Below are 14,864 nucleotides of genomic sequence, written 5' to 3'. Positions count from 1 at the left end.
TGAAATTTGCGGGCGCACATCCACAACTTAATAGAGGAGGGCCTCGTGCCCGGCTACGCCAACCGCACCATCCGCTACGACTTCCCGGAGCTGTCCGAGCCCGGGGAGCAGGTCTACGTGGTGCTGCGCAACCGCAAGACGGTGCCGCTGGAGATGCTGACCGGCCCGGAGGACGGCGGGCAGGAACAGACGAAAGACCCGGCGCTGTTCTCTCGCGAGGTGATCGCCCGCATGGTGATCGACTGGCATGCCTATGACGCGTTCGGCGTCGGTCCGGATCAGGAGCCGCTGCCACTGCCAGCCACCTCCGAGCTGGTGGCCAAGCTCCCGATTGAGATCCGCACGACGCTGTCCAAGGCGTTGTCGCCGGACCCTACCCCGGCGGGCTAGACCCGTACTTCGAGGAGGTCCTGTTGCCCGCCGAATCCATCTACGAGGGCACGTGGAACTCCGGGGCGCCGCCGGAGGAGCTTGTCGACTTCGAGGTGATGCGGGAGATGGGCTGGACCTGGCACCAGCTTCAGGAGACCCCCTGGTACGTGCGGCGCTTCACCTGGGATCTGATCTGTGCTCGTCGCCGAGCTGAGCATGAAAAGGACGCCACAGCCTTGTAGGCCGCCTCAGGTTCACGGTCAACGGCGAAGGATCGACCGGAACAGTACCGCCAGCGCCCGCAGGATGCTTGGCCGCTGCTCAGGAGTGGTTCCGCGAAGCGCCACCACAACCACGACGGCTAGAAACGCGATCGTCAAGGTAAAACCGACGACAGCCGCGGTCGCGCCTGCATCGAGAACGCGGGAAACGGTTTGAGACCCCATGGGCCGTGGCCTTCCAGCTACTGGATCGGCTTCAGGCTTGACGCCACCTTCGGCCCGACCCATGACGGATCGATAGGCCGAAGGTCTTGCCCACGCCAGGTGGTCCTGTCTCAACCACTGTGGCGCCCCGGGGCCGGGCTCCCAAAGGAGCCAGTATGTCGACGTCCGAGCTAGCGGGCTACTCCCCTTCGTCGTTCGTAACGAATTTAGCACGGTGAGTCAATACTCTGCGGGTGGGTTCAGCGGAGACTACGTTTCGCGAGTCGCGTACCGAATCAACTCCCTCAGGTTGGATGCAGCCACCGACTTGGGCGAACTTCGGCGGCTAATCGATGTCTATGGGATGGACCAATGCCGGAGATCTTGGAGCCGGGGCTATTTACCCAGCTGTTCACCTCGATGGTGGAGGAGGGCGCGGCTGAGACCGCGTCGATGATGAACACCCTCGCCGACTTGTCGGTGGCGAGGGCCAGGGAGTTGTTGCTGACGTACCGGGCCGAGGTGTTCGGTGCGTCGACGTCGCCGCATGGAGAGCCGCCGGCGCTGCGGTCCGGGAACCTTCGGTCCTCGATCGGTCACGAGGAGCCCAAGCCGGGGGACTACGGCACCTACTCGGTGTTGATCGGTCCGCGCCAGGGGTTCACGACCTCCTATGGCACGCACCGTGAGGCCTCGCTGTATGGCGGGTACCTGGAGCACGAGCAGGACCACCCGTTTCTGAAGCGCGCGGTGCGTGAGGCGACCGCGCTGCACCGGGACCTGGGCGGGTTCCGTTTCACCCAGTGGATGGGCAAGGGCAACGGCCACCCCTGGGGGTTCCGCTGACGCATCACACATAACTGAATAGCGAGCAGCCCGGGAGGCCGCGGTGGCAGATGTCATCGCGGACTTCGCGGTCCGCATCGGCGCGATCGTCTCCCCCTACAACGCTGCTTTGGCCGACGCTGCGGTCAACGGCGAGCGGTTCACGGCGCTCCAGAAGGCCAACGCCGATGCGATCCGCGAGTCGAACGTTCAGACCGCCGCCGGGTTCGGCGCGGTCAAGGTCGCCGCCGAGGCCGTCGGTGTCGCGGTGGTCGCCTCCGCCGCGGAGTCGGTGAAGTGGGCCACCGACTTCCAGACCCAGGTCACCCGCCTGTATACGCAGGCCGGTTTGGATGCCAAGCAGTTGTCCAGCGCGCACCTCACCGCCGATGGCCTCAACCAGAAGCTGCTGGAGCTGGGCAATCAGGCCGGGTTCGCCGGGGATCAGGTTGCCGCGGCCCTGTACTACCCGGTCTCGGCAGGCCTGGGACTGTCACAAGCCCTTGATATTGTTGCCGAGTCGGAGAAGGCCGCCAAGATCTCCGGCGCCGACCTGAACGATACGACGGTGGCGCTCACCTCTGTGATGCGTGGCTACGGCGACCAGCTGCGCGACCCTGCCAAGGCGATGGCTGAGATCAATGCCATCGTCGGTCAGGGCATGATGCGGTTCACCGACTTCAACGCCTCGGTGAAGTCTTGGGAGCCCACCGCGGCGACCTTGCATGTCTCGCTGATGTCGGCTGGCGCGGCATTGGACTTCCTCACCGACCGGGGCGACTCGGCGTCCACCGCCGGTACTCGGCTGTCGATGATGCTGGCGATGATGGTCGGCCAGTCCAAGCAGGCCGCGAAGTTCACCAGCGAGTTGGGCCTGTCGACCTCGGATGCCATGTCCACCCAGTCGGCGTTCAATGATGTTTTGAAGACCAGCGGGCTGACCGTCAACCAGCTCGCCGACGATCTTCAAAAGCCCGATGGTGTCTACGTCGCGCTGAGCCACCTGCGTTCGGCGATGTCCGAGCACGGGATGAGCGAAGACGCGCAGAACGCGATGCTCACCAAGCTGTTCGGCGGCGGCAAGTCCTTCCGCGGCGTCGCCGAGCTGACCACTCAGCTCGACCAGCTCCAGGTCAAGTACCAGCAGGTCACCACGCAGGCCAACGGCGATGCGTGGGACGCGGCCTGGCAGAAGAACTCTGCGACGCTACGCCAGCAGTTGGACGTGATCGGCGCCCGGTTCCACAACGTGGGAATCGAAGTCGGCGACTATATGGTTCCGAAGATTTCCGCCGGGCTGTCTTGGTTGGAGACCAGCGGCGCGGCGGCGTGGAGCAAGTTCTGGGGCGGGCTCACTGGTGCCGGAGCTGGCAGCCCCGGTAAGGACGCCGCGAACCCCTTCGCTCCCGGCGACCTGACCACGCATACCGGTGCGCCGCTGGCCGACACCGAGGACACCTCCAACTGGCGCCAGGCCGGGGAGGCGGTCCACGACGTCGCCGACGACGTCGCCACCTTCACCGGCCAGGTGCGCGACGCGGCCGCGGTGGTCCTGCCGATCCTGCTGCACCTGGGGCAGTCGGTAGCCGACACAGTCGGCCACGACCTGCTGTCCGGGGCACACACCCTGGTCGACACCGTCGGGCCGGGCATCGAATGGTTCGCCAACCTGGTCCGCGACCACCAGGGCGACTTCCAGGTCTTCATCGAGGGCGTCCTGGGCGCTCTGGTAGTGAAGTGGGCGCTACTCGCCGGGCTTCGCACCATCTCCTTCATCGGGGACATTGCCACGGCGATCATCTCCTTCCCGCTGCGGCAAGCAGGGCAGATCGGGGAGGCCATCTCCGGGGTCGGCGCCTCCTGGTCGGCGTTCGGCCGCAGTGCCGGCGCTATCGGCTCCACCGTGGCCGGGGCGTTCGGCACCGTCTACCGCGGTGTCGCCGACGGCACCGATGCGATGGCCCGCTACGTCGCGATCGCCACCGGATCGTTCGATCCGGCGCTGCTGGCTCAGGCCCGTGCCGCGCAGGTCGCCGCGACCGCGCAGCAGGAGCTGGCCCGGCAGACTCTGGAGACCTCCCAGGTGGAGGCCGACGCCGCCACCGAGAAGGCCGCGTTCATGATGCGGGCGCTGCAATCCTCCGAGGGCGTGTCGCTGGCCACCCGCCAGTCGATGCAGGCTGATGCCGAGGCCGCGCTGGTCTCCGCCGAGAAGTACGGCGTCTACGCCAAGGTGGCCGAGACCGAGGCTGCCGAGGCCGCTGCGGCAGCCGAACAGGCCGCAGCGGACGTCGCCGTAGCCGAGGGCCGGATGGCCACCTCGACGGCGGCGATGGCCACCGACGCTGAAGGCGCCGAGGTCGCCGGTGCGGGGCTGATGGGCGGGCTGGGCGCCGGGATCCCGATCATCGGTGGTGTGGTGGCCGGGATCGCGCTGCTCGGCACGACCCTGCTGTCCAGCTCTGATGACGCCAAGACCGCCGCGGTGTCCGTCGATCAGTTCACTGCCGCCATGGCCCGTAGCCGCTCGGGCATGTCCGACACTTCGGCCGGCCTCGGCCAGGCAGCCGTGGACCTGAAGGCGTTCGACGCCTGGGAGAACACGGCCTCGCACGTCAAGGACAAGTTCGACGGCGAGAACATGATCGACATGGTGAATGGGCTCAACGAGCTCAAGGCCGTGATCCCGCAGACGCTCGACCCCATGGCCAAGATGGGCGTGGTCCTGGGCAAGCTGAACCAGCAGTACGGCAGCGACGGCGCCACCCTGAAGTCCTACGATGCCGCGCTGGCCGGGTTGGTCACCTCCGGGCACGCCGACCGGGCGGCGCAGCTGATCGACCAAATCCGGTCGGTGGTCGGCACCAACCACGAGGCGCTGATCAACGCCAACCGGGACTTCCCGCAGTACTGGGCCTCGATAGACAAGATCAACGCCGAGCAGGCGTTGGGGATCGGCACCACCGACCAAGCCACCACAGCCAACAGCGGCCTGGACGACTCGCTGAAGAAGCTGTCGGACACCACCGACCGCACCAAGGCGCAGTACCAGGCCATGTCCGACGTGATCAGCAAGAACACCTCGGTCGACGCCCTACAGCGTCAGTTCAACGACCTCGACCAGACCCTTCAGAACAACGCGTCGAGCTTCAAGGGCTCGGCCACCGACATCAGATCCAACTCGGATGCGGCGATCGCCAACCGGCAGGCGATCGCCGACATGGCCAACGCCATCTTGGACATGCACTCCAAGGAGCTCGACGCCGGTACCGACATCGGGGCGGCGAACAAGACCATGGCCGACCAGGTTGTACAGCTCGAACAGGTGGCGATCAAGGCCGGGCTGTCCAAGGACCAGGTCGATGACCTGCTCAAGCAGTACCAGCTCGTTCCGGCGGAGTTGGACACCAAGTTCCACATGGACTCCAGCGACCTGGACAACGCCCTCAACAAGATCAACCAGATCCAGGACCAGACCGGGGCGTTCATCAAGTCCGGCGGCAAGGGCGCCATCCTCACCTACGACGACGGCGGCTGGGTCCCCGGCGCCGCCGGCCAGGCCGTCCCGGCGATGGTGCACGCCGGTGAGTACGTCCTGTCCAAGGACATGCTCGCCGGCCGTGCACCGATCGACCCGCGTGCCCTGGCAATGCTCACCGCTCCCCACGGTGGCGCACTGCCCGCGATGGCCTCAGGCGGTGGGGCCAGCGGTGGCACCACGGTCATCGTCCCGGTCACGGTGCAGGGCGCGATGCTGTCCACCGAGGTCGCGGTCCAGCAGGCAGTTATCACCGCCATGACTCGATTCGGACTGCGCAACAGCAACACCTACGTGCCGTACTCCGCGGCACGGCGGCGCGGTTCATAGTTCGCGGCAAGGGTGCTGATTTTCGCGCAGGCGCACCGGACGGTCCATCCAGAACCACCAGGCTGCGGCAATGGTGCGCGGTGAACCAGACAACTGAATAGTGAAGGCCCAGCCATGTCGCAGAACCCGAGCTGGCCCAGGCTCCAAGCCCTGTGGTCCCCGGGTGGTCACATCGGCTACGGGCCGTCGGCCGCGTCCTACGAACTGCTGCCGTGGCTGGACATCACGTCGCGGCTGATCGGCTCGTGGAACATCGCCCGGGGCCGCCAGTACGAGCTGGATCAGTTCACCGCCGGCACGTGGTCGGGGGTCCTGGACAACCGGGACGGACTGTTCGATCCGGGCAACACCGGCTCGGCGGTGGCCGGGCAGGTTACTCCATACCAGCCGTTCCGGATCCGGGCCCAGTGGCCGCCGAGTACAAACCTGCTCACCATCGACCAGGCCACCGGCGGGGAGGGTACCCCGCTAGCCGCTGGCACGGTCGGCACAACGTTCGGGCTCACGGGTCTGTACGGCCAGCCGACGGTGTTTGCTTCGGCTTCAGCATGGCAGGGCACGCAGGTATGGCAGGTGCAGGTCCCGGCCGGGGTCACCGCAGGAAACTCCGTGGCCAAGGTGGGGCCACTGCCCATCGCTGTCGGCGCAGGCCTGCCGTATGCATTCTCGGTGCGGATCCGTTCGGTGACTGCTGGGGCCAACACGGCGGTCGTTCCGTACGTGCGGTGGCAGAACGCTGCCGGGAACATGATCTCCACGATCACGGCTCCATCGGTGTCGCTGACCGGGTCGGCCACAGCTGGATGGACGCCGGTGGGGATCGCGGGTACCGCCCCTTCCGGCGCGGCAGGCGTCTTTATCGGGCTGACCTTGGAGGCGGCGCCGGCCACTGCTTGGACGTTCCAGATGGATGGGGTGCAGTTCGAGCAGAACAGCGGCGCGACTACCTTCCAGCTCCCGGGCACCTGGTTCAACCTGTTCACCGGGGGAGTCGAGCGCTATCCGCAGACCTGGCGGCAGCAGGGAACGCTGGGGCAGGTACAGGCGACCGCAGTCGACGCCTTGGCGTTGCTGTCGCAATCGAAACTGACCGACCCGTTCACCGCCGCGGCGTTCCGCACACCGGGGGCGCCGCTGCCGACGTTCGCGTACATGCTGGACGACCAGGCCGGCGGGGTGTTTCTGGATGCGACCGGGCAGCGGGATCCGGCGCAGGTGGCGATCGGCATTGAAGGCGCCGGCGCGGTCACCGCCGGGGTCACCCGGACCGCGGCCGTGCCGGCCGGGAACTTCGCCTGCCCGGTGGGGACCACGGTGGTGAACATCGCCTCCACCGCGCCGACCGGGGTGGGTGACTATGACCTGCCGCGCAACATGTCGTACATCCAGCTGCCGCCGAGCCGTGCCGGCCTCCTTGGCCCCGGTACGGGGGGCCAAGGCTTCACCCGCATGATCGCGTTTCGGGTGCTGGCGGCGCCGAAGGCGCAGTCGGCGATCTGGCTGGCGAGTTGGAAAGGGCCCCAGACCACCGCGGTCGGGCTGTGGGTGAACCCGGACCTGTCGGTCTCGGCGGTGTATCAGGGCCCCAACAACCAGGGCGCCGCCGGGATTCACTACCTGGGCCAGGCCGGCATCGGCAACTGGCACCTGGCCTACATCGGGCTCACCGCCGACGGCACCTCGTGCAGCAGCGGGTTCGACAGCATCCAATACGGCACCGCCGTCACACCCGCCTTCGTACCTCCGACCGGAGGGTACGGACAGGACCTGATCGGTGCCGCGAACTACAACGACGTGGAATACAACCTCTCCGGCGATGTCGCCCTGGCGATCGAGTGGGCCGGGGCCATCGACAGCGACCAGTGGAACGCCATCTACGCCGCGTGGCGCACCGGCTGGGCAGGCGATTCTGCGGACCAACGGTTCGGCAAGATCCTGTCGGCGGCCGCATGGATGGGGCCTGCCAGCGTCGACAGCGACACCGCATCCCTCATGGCCGCCACCGACCTGGTCGACACCGACGCGGCCTCTGCTCTGCAAGCAGTCACCGACACCGAGGGCGGGACCATGTACTGCGACGCCGCCGGCACCGTGGTCCTGGAGCCGCGCTCGCAACGCTGGAACCCGCCGCCGTCGCCAGTGGTGTTCGGGGAGAACACCGCGGCGGGGGAGTGGCCGTACGAAGACCAGCCCGGCTTCGACTACGACCCGACACTGGTCACCAACCTCGCCGAGATTACCCAGGCCAGCACCAACATCATTTTCACCGGGCAGGACTTCGCCTCCCAAATGGCCAACGGGGTCCGCGACCGGCAGGTCACCTCCCAGTCAACCAATGCGCAGGAGTGCCAGGACCAGGCCAACTTCCTGGTCAACCGCTACAAGACCTCGCACACCCGGGTCGCGGCGCTGACAGTCAACCCCTCGGCGAACCCGGCGATGTGGCCGGCGGTGCTCGGCCTGGACCTCGGCTCCCGGGTGAAGGCCGTCCGGCGGCCGCCGGCCCCGGCCGTGCCGGTGGCGGTCGACGGGTTCGTGGAGAACATCGCCTGGTCGGTGGACACCACCGGCGAGGCCAAACTCACGTTGCAGATCTCCCCGGCCGACCCCAACCCCTACGGCCAGTTCGACTACTCCACCTTCGACCACTTCGTCTTCGGCTACTGATACCGCATCCCAAGGGGGTCGTCTTGGTCACGCCCCCGGCGACAGCCACTGCCTACTCCAACGCGGTGTTCACCTCCAACATGTGGGATACCGGCCCGGCCGCGCTGGCCTCCTGGATGAGCGACCCACCACGGGCGATGCTCGCGCAGACCGTCACCCAATCGATCCAGGACAACGCCAACACCGCAGTGGCCTTCGACCAAGTCGTCTACGACAACTATCAAGGCCGCAACGCAGCCGGTGACACCTGGATCGCGCCGGCCGCCGGAGTCTACCTGGTGTCGGCGGTCAGCAACCTGGCCTGGACCGGAGCTGCGGGCGCGTTCATCGGCAACACCCTGGCGGTCGTCGGAAAGGGCACGTGGGCCGCCTACGAGATCCCGTCCACGCCGAGCCCGGTCCGGTTCCAGCTGTGCCTCAGTGCCCTGATCCCTGTGGTCGCCGGTGACGGGGTCCAGCTGCGCATCTACCAGAACTCCGGCGCCGCCCAGCCCACCGGGTTCATCACCACCGGCTGCCGCATGAGCGCCCGCTGGATCGGCCTATAGCCGCACCCACACGCCGCCGCGGCGACCGAAACCACCGGAGTCGCCAATGGCGCGTCTTGTCCCAGCCGTGCCCCAGGCCTTCCCCGACCAGCCGATCACGGCGACAGCCTGGAACAGCTTCGTCTACGCCGCCGGATTCCACATGCGCGCCCCGTCGGCGCTGCTCACCCAAACGATCAGCCAGTCCGTACCGACATCCACTTCGACACGGATCGCGTTCGACTCGGCGGTGCGGGACACCGAAGGGGGCCACGACCCGGTCAACAACAACACCCGCTACACCGTGAAGACCCCCGGCACGTACCTGGTGTCGGCCTCCGCCGGCATGTTCCTCGCTGGCTCCGCAGGCGGTGAGGAGTCTGTGGCGATCATCGCCAACGAAGCCGTGATCTGGGCGATCATCCTGTTCGGGCGGGACCTGACCTTCTCCAGGATGGGCGGCTGCGCCACCGCGGAGATCCCGCTGCAAACCGGCGACTACGTCGAGACGCAGCTGTGGCAGGACTCCGGCCAGACCGAAAGCAACGGCGTCGGTGCCTGGATGGGCCTGCATTGGGTGGGGCTGTAGATGCCGCCGCTGTATCCCCCGCCCACGCCGGTGGGCGTGGGCGTCGCCCAAACCGGCACCGCAGTCCTGTGGAACGCCACCATGCCGCCGGTCGCGAACTTCCTGCTCAACCGGCCCTACGCCTACCTGTGGCAGTCGGTGGCGCAGACACTGCCCGGTACCAGCACCAGCGAGACGATACCGATCGCTCTCGACTCCGGATTCGACAACGCGGGCGGTCACAACCCGAGCGCCAACAACTCCCGCTACGTGTGCCAGCTCGCAGGGCTCTACCACGTCACCGGGCAGCTGGGCATGCAAACCCCCGCCGAGGTCGGCACCGCAGAACCCATCTCGTCCCTCACCATCTCGGTGAACTCCTCCGCCAACTACATCGGCACCCAGCTGCGGTTCGATCAAGGGCCCGCGAACGCCGGCGGCACCGTCCAGGCCAGCGGCTACCTCCAGCTGAACCTGGGGGACTTTGTGGAGCTGTACGCGACGCCGTACTTCAACCCCATCACCACCTGCACCGACCACCGCTGCCCGCGCATGTTCATCCACTGGGTCAGCAGCTGAGGACCCCCCCACAGGCAGATACGAAGCGGAGCAGCGATGGCAGCAGTGTTCATCGCCGCGTCCCTGCTGTGGTGCTGCGGCGTCGTCATCGTGGTGGCGCCGCAGCTCGGCCCCGCCGCCCGCCAGCTCGCCGCCGAGGCCCGCGCGCCGCCCGCCTGCTTCATCGCCTGCTCCGGCGTAGAACCCGACGCTGACAACTGAATACGAGGCCTGATCTTGAATGTCGAAGGCTGGTCTGTCACCGCCGCCTCAGCCACTGCTGTGGCCGGGGCGGCCTGGACTGTGCTGGTTCGCGGCGGCCGTCACACCCGCCGCATCATGTATGCCGTCGAGCAGATCGAGCGCCATTCGATCGAGCTGGTCCCCAACCACGGCAGCTCCCTGCGCGATCAGGTCGACCGGATCGCGGTCGAGCAGAACCGGCACACCGCTGTACTGGCCGACCACAGCGCGGTCTTGGCCGAGGTGCAGCGCACCGTCGCCCACGTCGCCGTCCTGGTCGCCGACACCGCAGCCCGCGGTACGACCCCAGCCTCGGCCACGCCGCGCAGCCCGTGACCGGATAGCCGCTTCCCGTCCGGAGCGACAACTGAATAAGGACCTTGACTGTGCCGCTGTTCGCCCACGTTCCGCACCCGCACATCGCCGCCCGAACCCGAACCGACACCGCGGACCGGCCAGACCCCCGAGCAGGCCGCGCGGCGGCGTTCAACAACCGCTTGGCCCTGGCTGTCACCCGCGGTGTGGGCACCATGTGGTGCGCCTATGTTTTCGCCGCGCTTGCCCTGGTGTCCCTGCCGGCCGCCCTGGCCAGCGGTGATCTGCTGGTCATCGTCGGCTGGGCCGCCCAGACGTTCCTCCAACTGGTCCTGCTCTCGGTGATCCTGCTCGGCGATCGGATCTCCGCCGCCCATGCCGACGACCGCGACGAGCGTACGTTCCTGGACGCCGAAGCCGTGCTGCATACCTCCCTGGAGATCCAGCAGCACCTGGCCGCCCAGGACGACGCGCTCACCGACGCCCTCGCACGGCTCGGCGAGCACTCCGATTCCCTGTCCGGGCTGCACACCCGCCTGGACTCCATGGCCAGCACATCCCCGGTCGCTGCTGTCCAGGCGCCGACCGGCACAACTGAATAGGGCACCCCCGACATGACCGTGTTCTTCCCCGATATCAGCTCCTACGAGGACGGGCTGGTCATCCAGCCCGGCACTGTCGCCGTCATCGCCAAGGCGACCGAGGGCACCTACTACGACGATGCGAACTACGAGGAGTTCAAGGCCCAGGCCGCACGGATCGGGGCGATCTTCTCCGCCTACCACTTCCTGAAGGCCAGCAACGGCGCTGCACAGGCCGAGTACTGCTTCGCCATAGTCGGCTCCGCGCCGGTGATGCTCGACGTGGAGACCGAAGGCGCCTCCAATCCCACCGTGCAGGACTGCCTGGACTTCATCACCCGCATGCAATCCCTCGGCGGCCGCGTCTGGGGCGCCTACTTCCCCCGCTGGTTCTGGGAGCAGGTCGGCGGCAACCTCGCCTCCCTCGGCGTGGCCATCGTCGCCTCCGGCTACCCCGGCGGCTACTCCGACACCGATCCGAACTGGAACCCCTACGGCGGCACCAGCCCGGCGATCTGGCAGTACACCAACTCCCAGCCCTATGGCGGGCAACGGATGGACTTCAACGCCTACCGCGGCACCACACAAGAACTCGCCGACCTCATCAACGGCACCAGCTCCGGCCCCGCCACCCCCGAACCGCCTGCCACCAATCCCACGGAGGACGACAACATGCCCGCCTTCGCCACCGGCGAGATCCCCAACGACACCAACGCCCACATCGTCGCCCCGCCCCCGGCCAACACCGGCAGCAACTGGGGCAACGTGTGGTTCAGCCTGGGCTCCGACTTCGGCGACTGCACCGTCCGTGTCGCCGCCTACATCCCTGGCCGCGGCTGGGACATCCACGACAACGTCGTGGTCCCGGCAGCCGGCGACCGGATCAACCCCTGGGGCGGCCCGCTCCCAAACGGCGTGCAGAAGATCAGCATCGTCCGGCACACCACCGGCCCGGCCCTGGCCTACCTCATCGAGGCCGCCGCCCGTTAAGGGCACCGTCCTCAACCAACGCAGTACAGCGCACCACCCCGCAGGCCGCCTCGCAGCAGCAGGGCGGTTTCTTCATGCCCATCCACAACTGAATAAGGACACCGCCAGTGACATCTCTGCTGTCCACGCTGGAGAAGCGCCTCGCCGCCGACTTCGCCCGCTACCACATCCGTGCCCAGGCGCTGCGGTTCGTCGCCTCCGTCGCCTCCACCTTCGCCCTCCAGCTGGCCACCGGAACCTCCGATGTGGGCTGGAAGGCGGCGCTGGCCACGCTGTTCGGCATCGCGGTTACCACCGGCCGGCAGCTGTGGCCGACGCTGCCGTGGAAGCTGGTCACCGACCACCTGCATGCCGCGCAGGCCGCCGAGGTCGCGCCCCGCACCGGCATGGCGGCGAACCCGCCGAGCACCCCGGTGCCGCCGGCGGGCCCGGCGCCGACCGCCTGATGGGTTTACTGACCCAGAACCGGGAGCTGAAGAAGATCGGCGTCTGGAACTTCACGCTCCCGGCCTGGGCCGGACGCCTCCCGGATAGCCGTACCTACAACACGTGCCCGAGCGCGGGGGTCGGCTGGACAGCGCTGCTGCGTCACAGACCGAAGTGATTGCGATTGACGACCACCCCTTGGTCGTTGATACGCACCAGGCGCACCTCCTTCCCGCGATCGTCTTTTTTGTACACGTCTACCAAGGCCACCGAGCCGAAACAGAAGGTGACTGAAATCTCCTGGCCCTGTGAGTCCCTTTCATAGACCCAGGCGACCTCTGGCTGATCCTCGTCCGCGCGATTCACTCGGATGCCTTGCTCGTTCATGTGCGGAACGATCTGGTCGATTCCAAACGGTAGGTAGTTGTCCCCGAGTATCCCCTTTACCTCACCTTCTTTCATCCCTGCCTTGATACTGAACACCGGGTGCCTAAAGTCCATCCTGTACCCCCGACCCTCTTGCTCAGGTGCCAGGCGAGCGCTTGCTGTTCAGCCGATTGTCCGACTGAGGGTTCTAAGGGTACTGATTGTGTAGTGGCCGCAACACCGGCTCGTGTGAATCTCGGGACCGGCCCCGTGGGCACCGCCTCGGTGGCCGGTCGATGTCGCAGATGCAGGCCGAGCGCGACGCTGTCGACGCCGAGCGTCGCAGGCGGAGAGCTTCAACACCTACCTGATCCGGCATTGCCCGGGGTCTCGTCTCCTGCGGGAGAGGGGCCCCGGGCAACCTTTTGCGTTTCACGCGGTCAGTTACTGGGGCGGACCGGCGGGTAGTGCGCGCATTAGTTGCTGGTCGCCGTACCGGATCCAACCTGCGACCTTCGGTCCGTTGGGCATCGGGTTGCCGCAGACCGCACCGAGCAGCAGGCTCCGAAGCTTGGGCCGCTGGCTTGCGGGCAAACGGAACTTGCGCACGGTACTCATGAAAGCCTGTGCCTCGGCTTCCCACAGGCCAATCTCGTAGTCGCGGTGGCTCACAAGATCACGACGAAGCGTATTCACAGCCTCTTCGAGAGACAGCGGCTCCCAGCCGTCGAAAGCCTCGTGAATGAACCTCATACGTGCCATCTGGACATCAGTGAGGGGTGGGCCGACCCGTGGATTCAGTGCGATATCCGACGTCAATGCCCTTGTGCGGCTGGGGCGGCGAGATCGCCGGCATCAAGGAGAGCCTGGCCGCGGGACACGCCACGCTTTCCACGGCACGCCGCAACGCAAGCAGGCCACCGACCACCAGGCCAGGAGGTCGTGACCCCGCCAGCGCCGAAGGAGGACGGCGGCGGCCGGGTCCTGGACCTGATAGTGACCCGGCGTCGGGTGAGGTTGCAGACGCCGTCACCGAGTCCCTCCCACTGCGGGGAATGGACGCTGAGGGTGAGGTCGGCTCTCTCCCACGGGCTGGTGACGACGAGCACGCAGCCGCGTTGTCGATCTGTTTGTCGGATGCGATTCGCCAGGCGCCGCAGTTGCGTGCCGTTCGGTCTGCCTGGCGCGTGCAGCAGCACCAGGTCAACCGCGGCGGCAAGCACCGTGACCGCGTCGGGCCACCGTTCGCCCGGTTCGTCGAGCATCAGCATCTTGGACAGGTCGGCGCCGAGCCCGCAGGCGGCGGCGATCCCGAAGTTCGGGTAGCCGATGATCCCAGCCCACGCACCTCCTGCTGTGGCACCAGCGAGGAGTGCGTGCGTGGCGTAGGAGATGGCGCCGCCTCCGACGGCTGTGCTTCCGGTGCGGGGCGGTACGGCCACGATGGTGCCGCGGGGGAGGCTACCGCCGGGAACGAGCGGGCGCAGGAGTTGGTGCAGGGGGATGTCGCCGCCGCCGGCGGGTCCACGGTGCCGGACTTCGGGGGCGGTGCCGTTGTCGACGAACTGCTGGCGTAGGCGGGCGACGGTTGCGGCGCGGTCTTGCTGCGGCAGCGGGGCGGCCATCGCGCCAGATCAGGTGACGGACGGATACACGATGATCGTGGCCGACGGCATGTGGATGTCGTGGCGTAGCCCGGCGCGGTCGAGCGCGGCGCTGAGGCTCTGCCGGGGGCCCCATTTCGTGAGGCCTTCGCCGCGGGCTGTGACCGTTCCGGCCTGCTCATCGGTTGTGACGGTGACACCGAGGTTCAGCCCGTATTCGGCTTCAAACCGAGCGACCTCGCAGGTGATGGCGTCAGCTATCGGCTGGAGCGGTTCGTGGGACACCCCTGGAACCTAATCGAACAAATATGATGCGGGGCTGCTCATTCATTAGATCGGGTGACTGTGACTGCCAGCTGTAGTTGGCGGTTCCCAGATGATAGCGGACACGGGAAAATCCGGGCTGGCGGACAGCGGGGTCGTGATTCGCGGACAGCAGCGGCCCCGGCTGGCGGACACATCGTGACTCGTTGCGATCGGGCTTCGAGGCCGATCGGTGAGTGGTCGCCGCGGCTCGCCGGCTGCGGTC

17 protein-coding genes are annotated in these 14,864 nt (G+C 67.3%); 13 read left to right on the top strand and 4 right to left on the bottom strand.

Features of this window, described 5'->3' with window-relative positions:
* Positions 1–45 precede the first annotated feature (45 nt).
* From KGQ19_RS16075 to KGQ19_RS16015, 13 genes are all read left to right on the top strand, one after another.
* On the top strand, positions 46–390 hold the full coding sequence (locus tag KGQ19_RS16075) for a hypothetical protein (protein WP_212009970.1): 345 nt from the start codon (positions 46–48) through the stop codon (positions 388–390).
* Between the two features lie 23 nt (positions 391–413).
* Positions 414–614 (top strand): hypothetical protein, encoded by a 201-nt coding sequence (locus tag KGQ19_RS16070; protein WP_212009969.1) that lies wholly within the window; start codon positions 414–416, stop codon positions 612–614.
* Positions 615–1,169: 555 nt separating this feature from the next.
* Positions 1,170–1,643 (top strand): hypothetical protein, encoded by a 474-nt coding sequence (locus tag KGQ19_RS16065; protein ID WP_212009968.1) that lies wholly within the window; start codon positions 1,170–1,172, stop codon positions 1,641–1,643.
* Positions 1,644–1,686: 43 nt separating this feature from the next.
* Positions 1,687–5,490, top strand: a complete 3,804-nt coding sequence (locus KGQ19_RS16060) for a phage tail tape measure protein (RefSeq protein WP_212009967.1) — start codon at positions 1,687–1,689, stop codon at positions 5,488–5,490.
* Between the two features lie 114 nt (positions 5,491–5,604).
* Positions 5,605–8,157: a hypothetical protein gene (locus KGQ19_RS16055; RefSeq protein WP_212009966.1), complete on the top strand. Its 2,553-nt coding sequence runs from the start codon at positions 5,605–5,607 to the stop codon at positions 8,155–8,157.
* Between the two features lie 23 nt (positions 8,158–8,180).
* Entirely contained in the window at positions 8,181–8,705 is a 525-nt protein-coding gene (locus tag KGQ19_RS16050) for a hypothetical protein (protein ID WP_212009965.1), read from the top strand.
* 46 nt (positions 8,706–8,751) lie between these two features.
* Positions 8,752–9,273: a hypothetical protein gene (locus KGQ19_RS16045; RefSeq protein WP_212009964.1), complete on the top strand. Its 522-nt coding sequence runs from the start codon at positions 8,752–8,754 to the stop codon at positions 9,271–9,273.
* 36 nt (positions 9,274–9,309) lie between these two features.
* On the top strand, positions 9,310–9,831 hold the full coding sequence (locus KGQ19_RS16040; protein WP_212009963.1) for a hypothetical protein: 522 nt from the start codon (positions 9,310–9,312) through the stop codon (positions 9,829–9,831).
* Between the two features lie 36 nt (positions 9,832–9,867).
* A complete protein-coding gene (locus KGQ19_RS16035) occupies positions 9,868–10,032 on the top strand; it encodes a hypothetical protein (RefSeq protein ID WP_212009962.1) in 165 nt (54 codons plus the stop codon).
* Between the two features lie 15 nt (positions 10,033–10,047).
* Complete coding sequence (locus KGQ19_RS16030; RefSeq protein WP_212009961.1) at positions 10,048–10,389, top strand: hypothetical protein; 342 nt, start codon at positions 10,048–10,050, stop codon at positions 10,387–10,389.
* 50 nt (positions 10,390–10,439) lie between these two features.
* A complete protein-coding gene (locus KGQ19_RS16025; RefSeq protein WP_212009960.1) occupies positions 10,440–10,970 on the top strand; it encodes a hypothetical protein in 531 nt (176 codons plus the stop codon).
* A gap of 12 nt (positions 10,971–10,982) precedes the next feature.
* Positions 10,983–11,939: a GH25 family lysozyme gene (locus KGQ19_RS16020; RefSeq protein WP_212009959.1), complete on the top strand. Its 957-nt coding sequence runs from the start codon at positions 10,983–10,985 to the stop codon at positions 11,937–11,939.
* A 107-nt stretch (positions 11,940–12,046) separates the two neighbouring features.
* Positions 12,047–12,385, top strand: coding sequence for a hypothetical protein (locus tag KGQ19_RS16015; protein WP_212009958.1), 339 nt, complete (start codon positions 12,047–12,049; stop codon positions 12,383–12,385).
* 142 nt (positions 12,386–12,527) lie between these two features.
* Here KGQ19_RS16015 and KGQ19_RS16005 read toward each other — a convergent pair whose 3' ends face one another.
* From KGQ19_RS16005 to KGQ19_RS15990, 4 genes are all read right to left on the bottom strand, one after another.
* On the bottom strand, positions 12,528–12,827 hold the full coding sequence (locus tag KGQ19_RS16005; RefSeq protein WP_212009956.1) for a hypothetical protein: 300 nt from the start codon (positions 12,825–12,827) through the stop codon (positions 12,528–12,530).
* A 348-nt stretch (positions 12,828–13,175) separates the two neighbouring features.
* Positions 13,176–13,484 carry a hypothetical protein gene (locus tag KGQ19_RS16000; protein WP_212009955.1) on the bottom strand — a complete coding sequence of 103 codons (309 nt, stop codon included), beginning with the start codon at positions 13,482–13,484 and terminating at the stop codon, positions 13,176–13,178.
* A gap of 62 nt (positions 13,485–13,546) precedes the next feature.
* A complete protein-coding gene (gene imuA' / locus KGQ19_RS15995; protein ID WP_212009954.1) occupies positions 13,547–14,356 on the bottom strand; it encodes a DnaE2-dependent mutagenesis accessory factor ImuA' in 810 nt (269 codons plus the stop codon).
* 9 nt (positions 14,357–14,365) lie between these two features.
* On the bottom strand, positions 14,366–14,620 hold the full coding sequence (locus KGQ19_RS15990; RefSeq protein WP_212009953.1) for a hypothetical protein: 255 nt from the start codon (positions 14,618–14,620) through the stop codon (positions 14,366–14,368).
* Between the last annotated feature and the right edge of the window lie 244 nt (positions 14,621–14,864).

Source organism: Catenulispora pinistramenti (assembly GCF_018274385.1).
GTDB lineage: Bacteria > Actinomycetota > Actinomycetes > Streptomycetales > Catenulisporaceae > Catenulispora > Catenulispora pinistramenti.
The sequence above is the reverse complement of the archived record's forward strand: the minus strand, read 5'-3'. Positions and strand labels throughout refer to the sequence as shown.